This is a genomic window from Ihubacter sp. rT4E-8 (genome assembly GCF_049852125.1).
GTDB lineage: Bacteria > Bacillota > Clostridia > Peptostreptococcales > Anaerovoracaceae > Senimuribacter.
On the sequence record NZ_CP187532.1, the window covers coordinates 1750911 to 1764722 of the forward strand.

12 protein-coding genes are annotated in these 13812 nt (G+C 44.6%); 1 reads left to right on the forward strand and 11 read right to left on the reverse strand.

Translation table 11 applies throughout. The features are described 5' to 3' along the window. Positions 1–2 precede the first annotated feature (2 nt). Genes pknB through ACPW7J_RS08670 form a run of 9 tightly spaced genes read right to left on the reverse strand, consistent with a single transcriptional unit; the run spans position 3 to position 9700 of the window. Positions 3–1784, reverse strand: coding sequence for a Stk1 family PASTA domain-containing Ser/Thr kinase (gene pknB / locus ACPW7J_RS08630; protein ID WP_161874822.1), 1782 nt, complete (start codon positions 1782–1784; stop codon positions 3–5). Further along, on the reverse strand, positions 1777–2523 hold the full coding sequence (locus ACPW7J_RS08635) for a Stp1/IreP family PP2C-type Ser/Thr phosphatase (protein WP_161874821.1): 747 nt from the start codon (positions 2521–2523) through the stop codon (positions 1777–1779). The genes pknB and ACPW7J_RS08635 overlap by 8 nt, the downstream gene beginning before the upstream one ends. Further along, positions 2507–3823 carry a 16S rRNA (cytosine(967)-C(5))-methyltransferase RsmB gene (gene rsmB / locus ACPW7J_RS08640; RefSeq protein ID WP_425755000.1) on the reverse strand — a complete coding sequence of 439 codons (1317 nt, stop codon included), beginning with the start codon at positions 3821–3823 and terminating at the stop codon, positions 2507–2509. The genes ACPW7J_RS08635 and rsmB overlap by 17 nt, the downstream gene beginning before the upstream one ends. Beyond that, complete coding sequence (locus ACPW7J_RS08645; RefSeq protein ID WP_161874819.1) at positions 3823–4533, reverse strand: zinc metallopeptidase; 711 nt, start codon at positions 4531–4533, stop codon at positions 3823–3825. The genes rsmB and ACPW7J_RS08645 overlap by 1 nt, the downstream gene beginning before the upstream one ends. A 39-nt stretch (positions 4534–4572) precedes the next feature. Continuing rightward, on the reverse strand, positions 4573–5502 hold the full coding sequence (fmt, locus tag ACPW7J_RS08650) for a methionyl-tRNA formyltransferase (RefSeq protein WP_161874818.1): 930 nt from the start codon (positions 5500–5502) through the stop codon (positions 4573–4575). Further along, the gene (gene def / locus ACPW7J_RS08655) at positions 5499–5987 is read right to left on the reverse strand and encodes a peptide deformylase (protein ID WP_161874817.1); all 489 of its coding nucleotides are present in this window, start codon (positions 5985–5987) and stop codon (positions 5499–5501) included. The genes fmt and def overlap by 4 nt, the downstream gene beginning before the upstream one ends. Before the next feature lie 15 nt (positions 5988–6002). Continuing rightward, positions 6003–8012, reverse strand: a complete 2010-nt coding sequence (gene priA, locus ACPW7J_RS08660; protein WP_425755001.1) for a replication restart helicase PriA — start codon at positions 8010–8012, stop codon at positions 6003–6005. A gap of 2 nt (positions 8013–8014) precedes the next feature. Beyond that, positions 8015–9025: an aspartate--ammonia ligase gene (gene asnA, locus ACPW7J_RS08665; RefSeq protein WP_161874815.1), complete on the reverse strand. Its 1011-nt coding sequence runs from the start codon at positions 9023–9025 to the stop codon at positions 8015–8017. Positions 9026–9046: 21 nt separating this feature from the next. After that, a complete protein-coding gene (locus ACPW7J_RS08670; protein ID WP_161874814.1) occupies positions 9047–9700 on the reverse strand; it encodes an epoxyqueuosine reductase QueH in 654 nt (217 codons plus the stop codon). An 87-nt stretch (positions 9701–9787) separates the two neighbouring features. Between ACPW7J_RS08670 and ACPW7J_RS08675 the strand changes: the two genes are divergently transcribed. Beyond that, entirely contained in the window at positions 9788–10675 is an 888-nt protein-coding gene (locus ACPW7J_RS08675; RefSeq protein ID WP_425755002.1) for a TIGR01212 family radical SAM protein, read from the forward strand. Between the two features lie 53 nt (positions 10676–10728). On the opposite strand, the gene ACPW7J_RS08680 is transcribed toward ACPW7J_RS08675, so the two are convergent. Then, on the reverse strand, positions 10729–13110 hold the full coding sequence (locus ACPW7J_RS08680; protein WP_425755003.1) for a cadherin-like beta sandwich domain-containing protein: 2382 nt from the start codon (positions 13108–13110) through the stop codon (positions 10729–10731). A 2-nt stretch (positions 13111–13112) separates the two neighbouring features. Next, positions 13113–13715 (reverse strand): thymidine kinase, encoded by a 603-nt coding sequence (locus tag ACPW7J_RS08685; RefSeq protein WP_161874811.1) that lies wholly within the window; start codon positions 13713–13715, stop codon positions 13113–13115. Positions 13716–13812: the final 97 nt, after the last annotated feature.

Here is a 13812-nt window from a genome sequence, read left to right on the forward strand (position 1 = left end):
TACTATTCATCGCCTTCACCGTTATCTTCGCCACCGCCAGGATTATCGCCAGGATCTTCACCGCCTGGCCCCGGATCCGGTGTTACCACAGCTTCTCCTTTACTTACTGTCAGATTAATAACGCTTCCTTTCTTTGCCTTACCACCATCAGGATCCTGCATCATAACGGCGCCCTTTTTATAGATATCACTTTCTACATAGCTCGGTTCTCCGACTACAAATCCCGCGTCAGTCAAAATCTGTCTTGCCTCATCATAAGGCTTTCCTATGACATTTGGTACAGGTATCTGATCAGTTCCTTTGCTGACTACTACATCCACGCGGCTTCCCTTCTCCGCCTCTGTACCTGAACCCGGGCTTTGATCAATAATCTCACCCTCCGGCGCTTCACTTTCTCTATACTCCTGTTTTCCCAGTTCATATCCTTCCGCATTCAATATTATTTCCGCATCATCCACGGTGCGTCCTATAACCGAAGGCACTTCTCCTTTCGGCTTGCCTGAACTGAGTATTACTGTTACCGTGTCACCCTTTTCCACCTTCTCGCCTTTTCCCGGTGTAGAGTAAACAATCCGTCCCTCAGCAATTTCTTCATCAGCTATTTCTTCATCGGAAATCTCCATCTTCAGACCCATTTCCTCTAAAATTTCTTCTGCCTTGTCTGTGGTCATATCTTCTAAATCAGGAACCTTCAGACCTCCGCCGAGCACACCGGTGGCAAAGAGTACGCCGACCACAGCAATGATGACAACTGCAACGACGGCGGCGGCAATCGCAGCTTTTTTCCCCGTTCCGCTACTTTCTTTCTCTTTTTTCTTTTTGTTTTTTTCAGACTTCTGCTTTTTCTTCTTTACCGGACGTACATCGTCTATATCGTCCTCATATTCTGAGATTTCCTTTCTGCGGTTGATCTCCTGAAATTCCTCTACGTCAGAAGCAGCAAAGACTGAGTTTCCTACCATCTTTGTAACAAACTCGATATTTTCCAGATCTTCCATCAATTCTTCCGCATTACGGTAACGATTAGATTGGAATTTATCTGTCGCCTTCATGACTAACTTTTCCAAAGCAGGAGGAATGCCTGGTACCAATCTGGAAGGCGGCGTTATTTCATCATTGATATGCATCAATGCTACCTGTACCGGATTGTCTCCGTCAAACGGTACCTGCCCCGTCAACATTTCGTATAGAACAATGCCCAGAGAATAAATATCTGAACGCTCATCGACATAAGCGCCTCTGGCTTGTTCCGGCGAAAAATAATGAACAGAACCAATAATTCTGCTAGTCTCTGTCACCAGTGTTGAATCGCTCACAGCCTTTGCAATTCCAAAGTCAGTTAGCTTTGCCATACCGTCTTTGGTCATCATAATATTGTGCGGCTTTACATCTCTATGAATGATGTTATTCCTGTGAGCCAAACTGAGCGCCGCCGCCACCTGGCGTGTAATCTGAATAGCCTGTTTATAATCTAACGGCGCTTTTTCCTTAATGATTTCACTCAGCGGCCTGCCGTCAATCAGCTCCATGACGATAAAGTGAATATTTCCTTCCTTTCCTACGTCATATACACTGACGATATTCGGATGTTGCAAATTTGCCGCCGCCTGAGACTCTCTTTTAAAATTCTCGACAAACTGGGCGTCCTTTGTAAACTCCGGCCGAAGTATCTTTATAGCAACATAACGGTTTAGCAGCCTGCACTTCGCCTTATATACTACTGCCATGCCGCCTTCACCGATTTTTTCAATCAATTCATATCTGCCTGCAAGTAATTTACTCATCGAAATCTTCCTCCGTTACTTTCAATACTACCATGGTGATATTGTCACTGCCGCCATTGCGATTGGCCACATCGACCAGTTCACTGCAAATGTCGGTCATCGGCTTGTCTTGCTCAAGTTCTCTAACCAGCTCCGGCTCATCGACTTCACCATACAGACCGTCAGTACAAATGAGAATCCTGTCCTGCGGTTTAATCTGCACCTGAAAAAAATCTGCCTCGATGGTGTAGTCCGCGCCTACCGCTCTGGTTATCATATTCTTATTTTCATGGTGCTCGGCTTCATCCTCAGAAATCAAACCCGCTTTTAAAAGCGTATTTACATATGTGTGATCCTCTGTAATCTGTGTCAATTCCCCATTTCTAAGAATATATCCCCTGCTATCTCCCACATTCATTATGTAAAGAGTATCCTTTTGGATATAAGCTACGACTACAGTTGTCGCCATCCCCTTGTTCCACTCAAAACGCTGAGACATCTCCAACACTTTAAAGTTCACATCGCGCAAACAGTCTTCGAAATACGCACGAACCTCATCAGCGTTTTCACTGCCGGTAAGCGGTCCATTCTCCACGTATTTCGCAATCTCATTGACGCAAGTCCTGCTGGCAATCTCGCCAGAGTTATTGCCGCCTACACCATCAGCAACAATAAAAACTTTATCCCGCTTCATGACAAAGCAGGCATCTTCGTTGTTGGATCTTCTCAAGCCCTTGTCTGTTTTAAAGCCTACTTCCATTCATATCTCCTTTCCCGGTCTTACGTTGCATTTTACAGATAAAAAAGCCATCATTTTCTCCCTCATCAGGAAACAGCTGCATCATCCTCTCCAACTGAAATTCTCTGTTACCTGATAAAAATTGCTTCACAACCTGTTCATTCTCAATTTTGTTAATGGTACACGTACTATAAAGAAGGTATCCTCCCATCTTTACATATCGCGCCGCTTCCGAAAGAATCAAAAGCTGTTTTTCCGCCAGTTGGCGTCCCTGATCGCAAACAGCCTTATATTTTATTTCCGGTTTGCGTCTGATTACGCCAAGTCCGGAGCATGGCCCGTCCACCAGTACGCGGTCTGCGGTTTGATCAAGTTCGCGATGTGGCTTCATGCCGTCCTGCTCCTTTAGCTGTATGATAGATATCCCCAACCGTTCGCTTTCTTTTTCTACAAGCGCCAGTTTATGTGCATATATGTCAAAGGCCCTTATTAGCCCCTTATTTTCCATAATTTCAGCCATGGCCAGAGATTTTCCTCCCGGCGCGGCACAGATGTCGTATACGGTCTCACCTGGCTGCGGCTGTAATATCTCAGCCGCCAGAAGGGACGCTGTATCCTGCACAGAGAATAATCCGCTTGCATACTCCTCTGTCTCCAGCAATCCGCTGCCTCTGACAAACAGAAGCCTACGGCTTTGCGCGCTCTCCCCGGCCTGAAACCCTTTGTCCAAAAGAGATCTTTTCAGGGCATCACGACTGGTACGCAACAGATTCACGCGGACAGAAAGCAACGGTCTTCGATTACCTGCGGCCAGTAACGCCTCTGTTTTTGTCACACCATACTGATTCATCCACAAGTTTACAATCCAAAGATCACAGGAATAGCGTACTGATAGATAATCAACTGGATCACTACCGCGATCCGGCAAAGTCAATTTCTCCTTCTGTCTTCCATAGCCGCGAAGCACACCGTTAACAAAACCCTCTCTGCCCGGCGTCACTTTTCTTGCCAATCTGACGGTCTCGCTGACCGCTGCATAATCCGGCACAGAATCCATAAAAACCAATTGATACAGTCCCAGCCGCAGTAGCGCCTTTACAGGTTTTTTCACACCAGACAGCCCTCTTGGAATCAATTGTTTCAACAGATGATCCAAATATATTCTGTTTTCCAGTACGCCATAAACCAATTCTCGTACCAGTGCAGGCGCGTCCGGATTTTGTTCCTGAATCTGCTTATTCAATTCTAAATTAGAATAGGACTGATTCTTTTCCATCTGCAGAAGTACACGGTATGCCGTATATCGATTACTGTCCGCCATCAGTCTCTCCTACCTCTAATCGCCAAAATTCTCAGTAAGTTGGCCACAGCTACCGCGAGAGCCGCCACATAAGTCATAGCCGCCGCACGCAATACTTTCTTTGAGCCCCGCAGATCATCCTGCGCTACCAGACCCAATTCCTGCATCTGATCGATCGCTCTGTTGCTTGCATTAAATTCTACCGGAAGTGTAATCAAATGAAAAGCCACAATACAAACAAAAGCAATAACGCCTATATTAAAAAGCAGATTGCCCATATACCAGCTTTCGCTATTGCCTGTTCCCAGTAAAATAATTCCGATAAGAATCAGAGGCCAGGTCAGATGTGATACCAGATTCACAACCGGTACGATACCGTTGCGTACTTTCAGCGGCACATAACCTCCGGCATGTTGCAGCGCATGACCGGCTTCGTGACAAGCCACACTAACAGCGGCTATAGATCCAACGCCGTAAACATCCTGTGATAGATTAAGCGTCCGGTTTCTCGGATTATAGTTATCAGTCAGGCTGCCCTTAATTTGCTGAATCTGCACATCGTAAAGTCCATTGGCGTCCAATACACGTCGCGCCGCCTGCGCGCCAGTAAGTCCTATCTGATTCCTGACCTTAGAGTACCGGCTAAAATTGCTTTTGACCGCCGCCTGCGCCCATAAAGCAAAAATCATAGCCGGAATCAGAATGATAATACTCGTATCATAGTAAAACAATTCTCATACCCCCTTTTTCAATTTATTTTTACCATAACCCTATTCCAAAATACAGTCTTCTTCTATATGATTTCCGCGCAGAAAATCTTTTACAGAAACTCTCTTTTTTCCCGGCATTTGAATCTGCAAAACTCTGAGAATTCCACTGCCGCAAGCAATATCCACGCCTTCATCTGACACTGACAAAACTTTTCCCGGAACATCCTGTCCCTGACTTTCCAGAACCCTGGCTTGCCAGATTTTCATCGTTTTTCCCATGTAGCTACAAAAGGCGCCGGGCCATGGATCAAAGGCTCGTATCTGGCGTTCGATCTCCTCTGCGCTCTTATTAAAATCAATTTTGCCATCTTGCTTCATGATTCTCGGCGCATAGGTAGCTTCTTCTTCATCCTGTGAAGCTGCCGCCAACTGTCTAGCTTTAATCCATGGTAAAACTTCTGCCAAAAGCTCCCCTCCCAGAATTGCCAGCTTATCGTGAAGCTGCTCATAGTTCATTTGCCCAATAGGAGTAATAGCTTTCGCCAACATATCGCCAGTATCCAGTCCTTCGTTCATCTGCATAATGGTAATGCCCGTTTCCGTCTCTCCATCCAAAATAGCTCTCTGAATCGGCGCCGCCCCACGAAGCTTCGGAAGCAAAGATGCGTGAACGTTAATGCATCCCAGCGGAGGCAGTTCCAGCAGCGTCTTCGGAATGATCTGTCCATACGCAGCCACAATAATAATGTCCGGTCCATATGCCTTTATCGTTTCCAGAGTTTCCGGACTGTTTTTGATTCTTTCAGGCTGGAGCACGGGTATATCATGTGCGATTGCCAGTTCCTTCACCGGCGTAAGCTGCACCTTTTTCCCTCGATCTCTGGCCTTATCCGGCTGCGTTACCACCAAGCCCACCTGATGTCCCGCTTCAATCACAGACTGTAATGATACGGCGGCAAAATCCGGCGTTCCCATAAATACGATTTTCATGCTTCTTCACCTTCTGCTCCCGTTTCAGCATCAGCATCTCTCACATTGGTGGCCTTATCTATATACAGAATGCCGTCTAAATGATCATATTCATGACACATAACCCTTGCATCCCAATCTTCAAAATCATAGACGTGTTCTACTCCTTCAAGGTCCAATGCTTTGATCTTAATTCTCTGAGGCCGTTCTACAGTACCGCAAAGCCCCGGTACGCTAAGACATCCCTCATCGCCCACTTGACTTCCTTCCTGCTCCAACATCACCGGATTTATCATATAATATACTCTGCCCGGCTCCGGTTCTGCAATGAACATACGGCGCATAACGCCCACCTGCGGCCCCGCAATCCCGCAGCCGTACTGCTCGCGCATCGTCTCCAGCATATCCTCCATGGTAACTCGAATCCGGTCAGTCACCTCTGAAATCTCTCTGCATTTTTTTCTCAATATATCATCGCCCTCCAGGACGACATTTCTTATTGCCATTTTCCTGTCTCCTCTCTAAAATGTACTGTACGGATTAACGTCGATGGTCATGGCGCATTCAATTCTATCCGCAACCAGCTTATCTCCAAATCGTCTAATATAATAGATATACTTGTTTCTCAATCCTTTCGGACATTTTATCAATATATAATAGCGAAAGCTATCCTTCCCTTTGAAATGATATGATAGTTTCGGTGAAAAAATATTTTCTTTATCAGCCTGCAGACGAAGCGCTGTCAAATGCTCTCTGCACGCTTCTGCCGCCGCCAGAGCTTCTGCTTCCCTACCGCTGGTAAACTCCACCAAAATCAAATCTGTAAAAGGAGGATAGTTCATGAATTCTCTAACCTGAATCTCCATATCGAAAAATCCCTGATAATCGTGGCTTGCTGCCATAGTTAGAGCAAAATTATCCGGTGTATAGGACTGAACAATAACTCGTCCTTCCAGATCTCCCCTTCCTGCTCGTCCCGCTACCTGGGTCACAAGCTGAAAGGTTCGCTCTGTGGCCCGATAATCCGGGATATGCAGGCTTACGTCAGCCGCCACTACGCCAACCAATCCCACATTTTTAAAATCCAGTCCTTTCGCTACCAACTGTGTTCCGATGAGAATATCTGTCTTTCCCCTTGAAAAACTGCCGATAATCCTAGATATTTCTCTTGCGTTTTTAGCGGTATCCAGATCGAGTCTCTCCACAGTTCTATCAGGAAACATATTTCTGGTAAACTCCTCTACCTTTTCTGTTCCTGCGCCAAAATACCGGATATACCGACTTCCGCATTTCGGACACTCATCTGGAATAGCAAATCGCTTGCCGCAATAATGGCAAACTCCTGCATTCTCCGCCTTGTGATAGGTCAGTGAAATGCCGCACTCTGGACACTGCATGACCTCGCCGCATTCCCGACAGGAAACAAACGTGGAGTAACCTCTCCGGTTAAGAAATAAAATAACCTGTCTACCCTCATCGAGATTTTCCTGCATCAAAGTATACAGACGTTCACTGAAAACCGTCCGGTTTCCGGACATCAGCTCCTGCCGCATATCGATCAGCTCTACAGTAGGCAGCGCTGCTGCGTTATAACGGTTCTTCATTTCAAGAAGATGATAAATTCCTTCTTTTGCCCTCTGATAAGATACAACTGATGGCGTCGCGCTGCCGAGAAGCAAAACGCCGTCATAGTACATCAACCGTTTAAAAGCAATATCTACCGTCTCATATTTGGGCGTCTGATCTGATTTATAAGTGGCCTCATGTTCTTCATCCATGATAATCATGCCAATATTCTGTGCTGGAGCGAAAACCGCCATTCTGGCTCCTATGATAATCCGCGCCTGACCGCGCCGTATCCGCATCCACTCGTCAAAACGTTCCCGTTTCGTCAATTTACTGTGAAGTATTGCAATATTCTCTTTACCAAAACGACTGATAAAGCGCTCCATAACCTGTTTTGTCAAGGCAATCTCCGGCACCAGCATAATGGCTGACCGGCCCTTTGTCAAAACCCTGGCAATAGCCTGCATATATACTTCTGTCTTGCCACTGCCTGTTACGCCGTGAAGAAGAAAATTTTCCTGACGGCCTTCCTCCACAGCGTCATTGATCTGACGAAGAACCCGCTCCTGCTCTGTTGTCAATGCCTCTATTCGCTGCATTTCGCCAGCAACATCCTTATAAGGTTCTTTTTCTTTTCCGGCTTTCGCGATTTTGCCACTAGGTATGAAGCATCTGACTGCATCCAAATACTTGATTCCATATCTCTGTCTCATCCAAATACAGGTTTCTGTCATCTCATCAGTCAGAGATATATCTGCGTCAACAGAGACCACATTCTTGATCTTAGATAAATTGCAATCCGGCGTGACATCTATTTCAAAAACATAACCGGTTTTCAATTTATTTCCTCGGTTGAAGGGAATCTGAACCAGATTTCCCCGGCTCAGATTCATTTCGGTTCCATAGGTATAGTATGTGTCCGTATGCCTGCTGTTATGATCGATAACTACATTTACATATTTCATGTTTACAGCAGGAAAATATTAGCCTTTCTGCAGGCTTCAACCATATCATCAGGCCATACAGAAGCCTGTACTTCTCCAATATGAGCCTTTCTCAGGAAAAACATACACAACCGGCTCTGTCCAATACCGCCGCCAACAGAATATGGAAGCTCATCATTTAGGATTGCCTGATGAAAAGCATGCGCCCTTCTGTCATCAGCGCCTTCCATTGTTAGCTGTCTATCCATGGCTTCCGCATCTACACGAATACCCATGGACGAAATTTCAAAGGCTCTGTCTAGAATATCGTTCCATAAGATTATATCACCGTTCAATTCCCAGTCATCATAATCCGGAGAACGTCCGTCATGTTTTTCACCGGATTTTAACGGTCCGCCGATCTTTTCGATAAATACCGCTCCATGGGCCTTACAGATCAAATCTTCTCTTTCCTTCGGCGTCTTGTTCGGATACAAATCCTCCAACTCCTGCGTCGTAATAAAATAAATCTCATTAGGTAATTCAGTCTGCAGATCCCTATAGATCCTGTTCACATAATCTCCAAGGTTCTTTAACGCGTTATAAATGGTCACCACTGTCTCGTGAAGATATTCAGTGCATCTTTGTTCCTTGGTAACAACCTTTTCCCAGTCCCATTGATCCACATATACGGAATGCAGGTTATCCATCTCCTCGTCCCGTCTGATGGCATTCATATCTGTGTAAATACCGTGTCCTGGTTTGATTCCATATTTTCCCAAAGCCATTCTCTTCCATTTTGCCAGGGACTGTACAACCTCAACCTCTTTCTCATCCATATCCTTTAAAGTAAAGGATACTCTTCTTTCCACACCGTTCAGATTATCATTCAGTCCGGTTTCCGGCACAACGAACAACGGCGCAGACACTCTGCGCAGGTTTAAGCCGTAAGCAAGCTCCTGCTGAAAGTAATCTTTAATTTTTTTGATTGCCCTCTGGGTTTCCAAAGGACTGATAACCGGTGAATAATCTTTAGGTGTAATTAACTGACTCATATAAAATCTCCTTACTCTATATTATCTCTTTGAGTACTCACAGCCGCAATAGTTTTGCCTGTAAAGGCCATACTCTTTAGACAACTGGATACTTCTCTGGAATCCCGCTTTTTTCTTAAAATCAATATCCAGAAACTGGATACCATATTTATCAGCCAATTCCTTTCCGATAGCCGAAATCAGCGGGTAATTCTTATGGGGACTGACGGTCAGCGTTGTAGTAAACAGACCGAAGCTTTTGGCTCTTGCCTGCTTGGCTGTCTTCTCTAAACGCTGTCGAAAGCAAATGGTACATCGAGCTCCGCCTTCAGGTTCATTACTATAGCCGGACACTGCTTCCAGATAGCGTTCCGGCTCATAATCCCCCTCTATAAAATGCAATCTGCCAAGGCCTGCATGCCGTTGATTGAACTGCTCGATAAAGAGAATCTGACTGGCTTTTCTCTTTTCATATTCCTCCAGATCGGTAATGCAGGGATTATAAAAAAATACGGTCAAATCGTAATCAGGCCACAGTCGTTCAATTACCGCAGTGCTGCATGGACCACAGCAGCTGTGAAGCAGAAGCGCGGGTTTCATCACTTCTTTTCCCGCTGATGCCAGATCCGCAAAGGTAAGATTATCGCACATTTGACAGCGCTGTGCCTCCAGGGGTTGAACAGACCTTTTTCCCATATTTTCTTCCTCCTTTTTGCAAATTTTTCTTCACAATTTTAATACTTTATTATATCATAGAATACAGCTAAATGAAAGGGGTTAACCATGAATCCGTATATAAATTCTATCAGCGATTATCTAAAAAACACATTTGGTCAAAAAACGATAAAGCTGTCTATTGACGGCGGTTTTACCTGCCCAAACCGGGATGGCACAAAGGGGACAGGCGGATGCATTTTCTGTTCTGCGGACGGAAGCGGCGACTTTGCCTCTACGATTGAAGATCAAATTCATCTGCTGTCCGAAAAATGGCCTGACGCCAAATATCTCGCTTATTTTCAAAATCATACTAACACTTATGCTCCCGTTGAAGAACTTCGAACAAAATACCAGGCCGCTCTCCGTCATCCGCTTATCAGCGGCATCGCGATTGCCACACGTCCTGATTGTCTGGGTAACGACGTATTAGATTTGCTTGCAGAAATTAATCGAGATCATTTTTTATGGGTAGAGCTGGGCTTACAATCTATTCATAAAAAAACCGCTGATTTTATTAACCGGGGCTACGATCTGGAAGTTTTCGATCAGGCTGTCAAATCACTGACAGATCGTGGTATTCGCATTGTCGTGCATTTAATTCTGGGGCTGCCGGGAGAAAGCCGGCAGGATATGATCGATTCCGTAAAATATGTCTGCCAAAGCGGCGCCTGGGGAATCAAGCTTCATCTCCTTAACGTAGTGAAAGGCTCACGCATGGAAATTGACTACAGCAACTATAATTCCTTTGACTCTCTGGAAAGCTATGTGAATTTCGTCTGCGATCTGATTGAAATCATCCCTCCCGAAATCGTTATTCATCGCATGACCGGAGACGCGCCAAGAAAAATCCTGATTACGCCCTGGTGGAGTTATAAAAAACGTACAATACTGAACGGTATTTACGCAGAGCTTCGGCGACGCGGCAGTTTCCAGGGCTGCAAGACCACGATTTAGCCATATATATACACAGCGGCAGGTTAACAAAACCTGCCGCCGCATTTTTTCTATTATTTATACACTACGCTTGCCTTCGTGGACCACTGCGTATAATAAGGCGTCCCTTCCATAATCCTCACGCCGCGTACTTTATAGTAGTATCTGATTCCCTTTGTCAGCGATTTTGTGTTCCTGTAAGTGAATTTATCCCCGTCTTTTGTAGAGAATATCGGCTTCGTTCCGTATCCGCTGGACTTTTTCACAGAGCGAAAGATCTCGAAATAATCCATTTTATAGCCCTTTGATTTTTTCCAATTGATACGAATACCATTACCTTCACACGCTCCTGATGCTGTCAAGGTCGTACGGTTTACACCCTCAGCGATGCCTTCGATGTAAGGATTATACGTAATAGCAGCCACATCGGACCATTGTGTATAATACAAGGTTCCATAAACTGCCCGTACTCCTCGTACTTTATAGTAATAGGTAGTATTTCTTACCAAATCTTTGGTATTTTTATATGTGCTCCTCGTTCCGTCTACCGTAGTGAAAAACGGAGTATCACCAAAAGCATCTGGACTTACTGAACGAAATACTTCATAGTAATCCATATCAACACCCGGTGTTTTCTCCCAATTTGTAAGAACAAAACCGTTACCCTGTACTGCTGACATTGTTAATCCAGTATTCTCTATTCCCTGTATCAGACTTGCACGTGCAGGGTCATACAAAATACTAATAGTATCAGACCACTTGGTATAGTAAGTTTTACCTCCAATAGTTCTCATTCCGCGCACTTTATAATAATACGTAGCGCCTAAAGATAATTGCTTTGTATTTTTATACGTAGACTGGGTTCCTGTATTCGTTGTATACATTGGAGAGGATCCAAATCCATTGGGACTTTCCGCACGGAATACTTGGAAACAATCCACCTTATACCCTTTAGACTTTTCCCATGCGAGACGTACATAGCCTTCCCCCTGCTCTTTTGGCGACAAAGAGATTGTGGTATTCTCTACGCCTTTAATCAATTTGTCATTATTCGCAGCTGGCGGCTGTGTATCGTCACGTACGACTTTAACATAATAAGTCTTTGACGCCAGTCCTGATGAGGATTTGCATTTGATCGCAATCTTGTTTTCACCGTTTACCAGATTATTGCCCGAAATAGTCACTGTGGCGCTTGGGTCGTTTTTATCCGCTTTAATTGTCAGCTTATCAGCTGCAACCGTTTCTCTCACCGTATAGGTGCTGGTGAATCGGTCAAAGGCTGGCGTGCAGCTCAATTTCCGACCATCGGCAGAAAGAGAAATACTATCTAAATAACAGTTATTGTTGCCTGTAGCAGGCGGCTGTTTGCATGGTGATGACGGCATGTCCTGATAAACAGGAATCTCGAAAGTAAACGCTTCGTTCAAAACTCCAAAATCGTAATAATCGTCATACATGATTGCAGCCAATGTTGCAGCATTAAAAACATTTGTAGCATATTGATATGTCCCGATATCTGACAATCCATTTCGTACATTGAAACGTTCGTAATATAAAGAGTATTGATTATTAGACATAAATCTGTCCGCTATATAAAGAGCCCCTCCCTTTACGGCCTTTTTCAAGCTGTTCCAGGGGCGTAAATAAGATGTCTCTGACTGATTAGATCCGCCTGCGGCAAAAACCAGTCCTTTCAATGCCGCAGTTCCGTCAGCGCTATCCACCGAACCGATATTGTACGGGTTATAGCAGTTACTGTAGTCCTTCCCCTTATAAGTAAAGCTATGCCCGTCAATCATAAACTTGCTGTTTCCCAGTTCAATTCTGGTCTTAGCAGCTAAATAAACAGGGCTGATACTGTAAGTCTTTCCGTTATAGGTCTGCTGAGCCGCCTCCATATAATAAGCCGATGCGTTAGACGGCAACCCTGTTCCTTTCAAAATACTTTTTACGATTTCTTCCGTCTGACAAGAAGAATCATAGTAAAAGGGTTCAAACATAAAAATACCTGATTCCGTCAGCCAATTGCGAGGATCCATATAAAACGCTACCGCCTGTTTGGACGCCGACACCCAAGAAGCTCCATCCTTCGGAAGATATGTATGAGTAGTAAAATTATATGTACCTTCGCGAACAGCCTTATACGCGTCTTTGTAATTGACGGATATCGTATTGGCGTCAGCGTCAGCGTATTGCTTTGCCAAAGCGTCTTTCCAGCTAAACTCCAACTTCTTTGCCTTAAAAGTCCAATTAGGATGCTTCTGATGTAGTAACCTGAGCTTAACCCTGTAGCTCTCCGGAAAACCTTCTGCTTGGAGAGCCGCCTCGAAACTGCTGTCCGCGGCATAAACAGCAGCATTCTGCATCGTAAATGCCGTTGTTATAAATAAAACTGCACTTAACAGGAATATCGTGCAGCGATTCACTGTTCTGATTCTTCCATACTCTTTCATCATCACTATTTCTCCATATCTTTCCCGATTTCCGGTCCGATTCTGCCGTCGTTGTAATGCTTTCTGCAAAGCGAAACATACATATCGTTACCTCCGATCATGACCTGCTGCCCCTGCTTAACAAATTTGCCGTCTACTACCCGGGCAACCATGGTCGCTTTGCGTCCACACCAGCAGATCGTCTTGATCTCCTCAATTTTATCCGCGTAAATCAACATATAGTAAGAGCCTTCAAAGAGTTCATTGCGAAAGTCGTTTTTCAGTCCATAGGCTAAAACCGGTACATCCAGGCTATCTACAATCTCTACCAGTTCCTGCACATGATGCTTCTTGAGAAACTGACACTCATCGATAAGAACACAATCGATCTTATGCTTCTCATTCTCTCTCATGAACAGTTCCAAAATATTTGTTTCTTCCTGAACACTGACAGCATCTCTCTGTAAACCGATTCTAGATGTAATGACACCGGAACCATATCGATTGTCAATAGCCGGAACCAACGTCAATACACGCTTTCCCCTTTCTTCGTAATTATATGCAACCTTAATCAGCTCAATAGATTTTCCCGCGTTCATTGTGCTGTATCTGTAATATAACTGAGCCATATTGTCCTCCTCTAAAAGTCTCTATTTTATTTTAAAGTATGCCTCCGAAAAAAGCAATAAAGAATAGGTTATTGGAATAAAAAAACAACCCTTCGGA

Coding starts and splice junctions, on each gene's coding strand:
- ACPW7J_RS08635 (WP_161874821.1), bottom strand. CDS start 2,523: ATGGAAGTAGGCTTTAAAACAGACAAGGGCTTGAGAAGATCCAACAAC.
- asnA (WP_161874815.1), bottom strand. CDS start 9,025: ATGAGTCAGTTAATTACACCTAAAGATTATTCACCGGTTATCAGTCCT.
- ACPW7J_RS08685 (WP_161874811.1), bottom strand. CDS start 13,715: ATGGCTCAGTTATATTACAGATACAGCACAATGAACGCGGGAAAATCT.
- fmt (WP_161874818.1), bottom strand. CDS start 5,502: ATGAAAATCGTATTTATGGGAACGCCGGATTTTGCCGCCGTATCATTA.
- def (WP_161874817.1), bottom strand. CDS start 5,987: ATGGCAATAAGAAATGTCGTCCTGGAGGGCGATGATATATTGAGAAAA.
- pknB (WP_161874822.1), bottom strand. CDS start 1,784: ATGAGTAAATTACTTGCAGGCAGATATGAATTGATTGAAAAAATCGGT.
- rsmB (WP_425755000.1), bottom strand. CDS start 3,823: ATGGCGGACAGTAATCGATATACGGCATACCGTGTACTTCTGCAGATG.
- priA (WP_425755001.1), bottom strand. CDS start 8,012: ATGAAATATGTAAATGTAGTTATCGATCATAACAGCAGGCATACGGAC.
- ACPW7J_RS08675 (WP_425755002.1), top strand. CDS start 9,788: ATGAATCCGTATATAAATTCTATCAGCGATTATCTAAAAAACACATTT.
- ACPW7J_RS08680 (WP_425755003.1), bottom strand. CDS start 13,110: ATGATGAAAGAGTATGGAAGAATCAGAACAGTGAATCGCTGCACGATA.
- ACPW7J_RS08670 (WP_161874814.1), bottom strand. CDS start 9,700: ATGGGAAAAAGGTCTGTTCAACCCCTGGAGGCACAGCGCTGTCAAATG.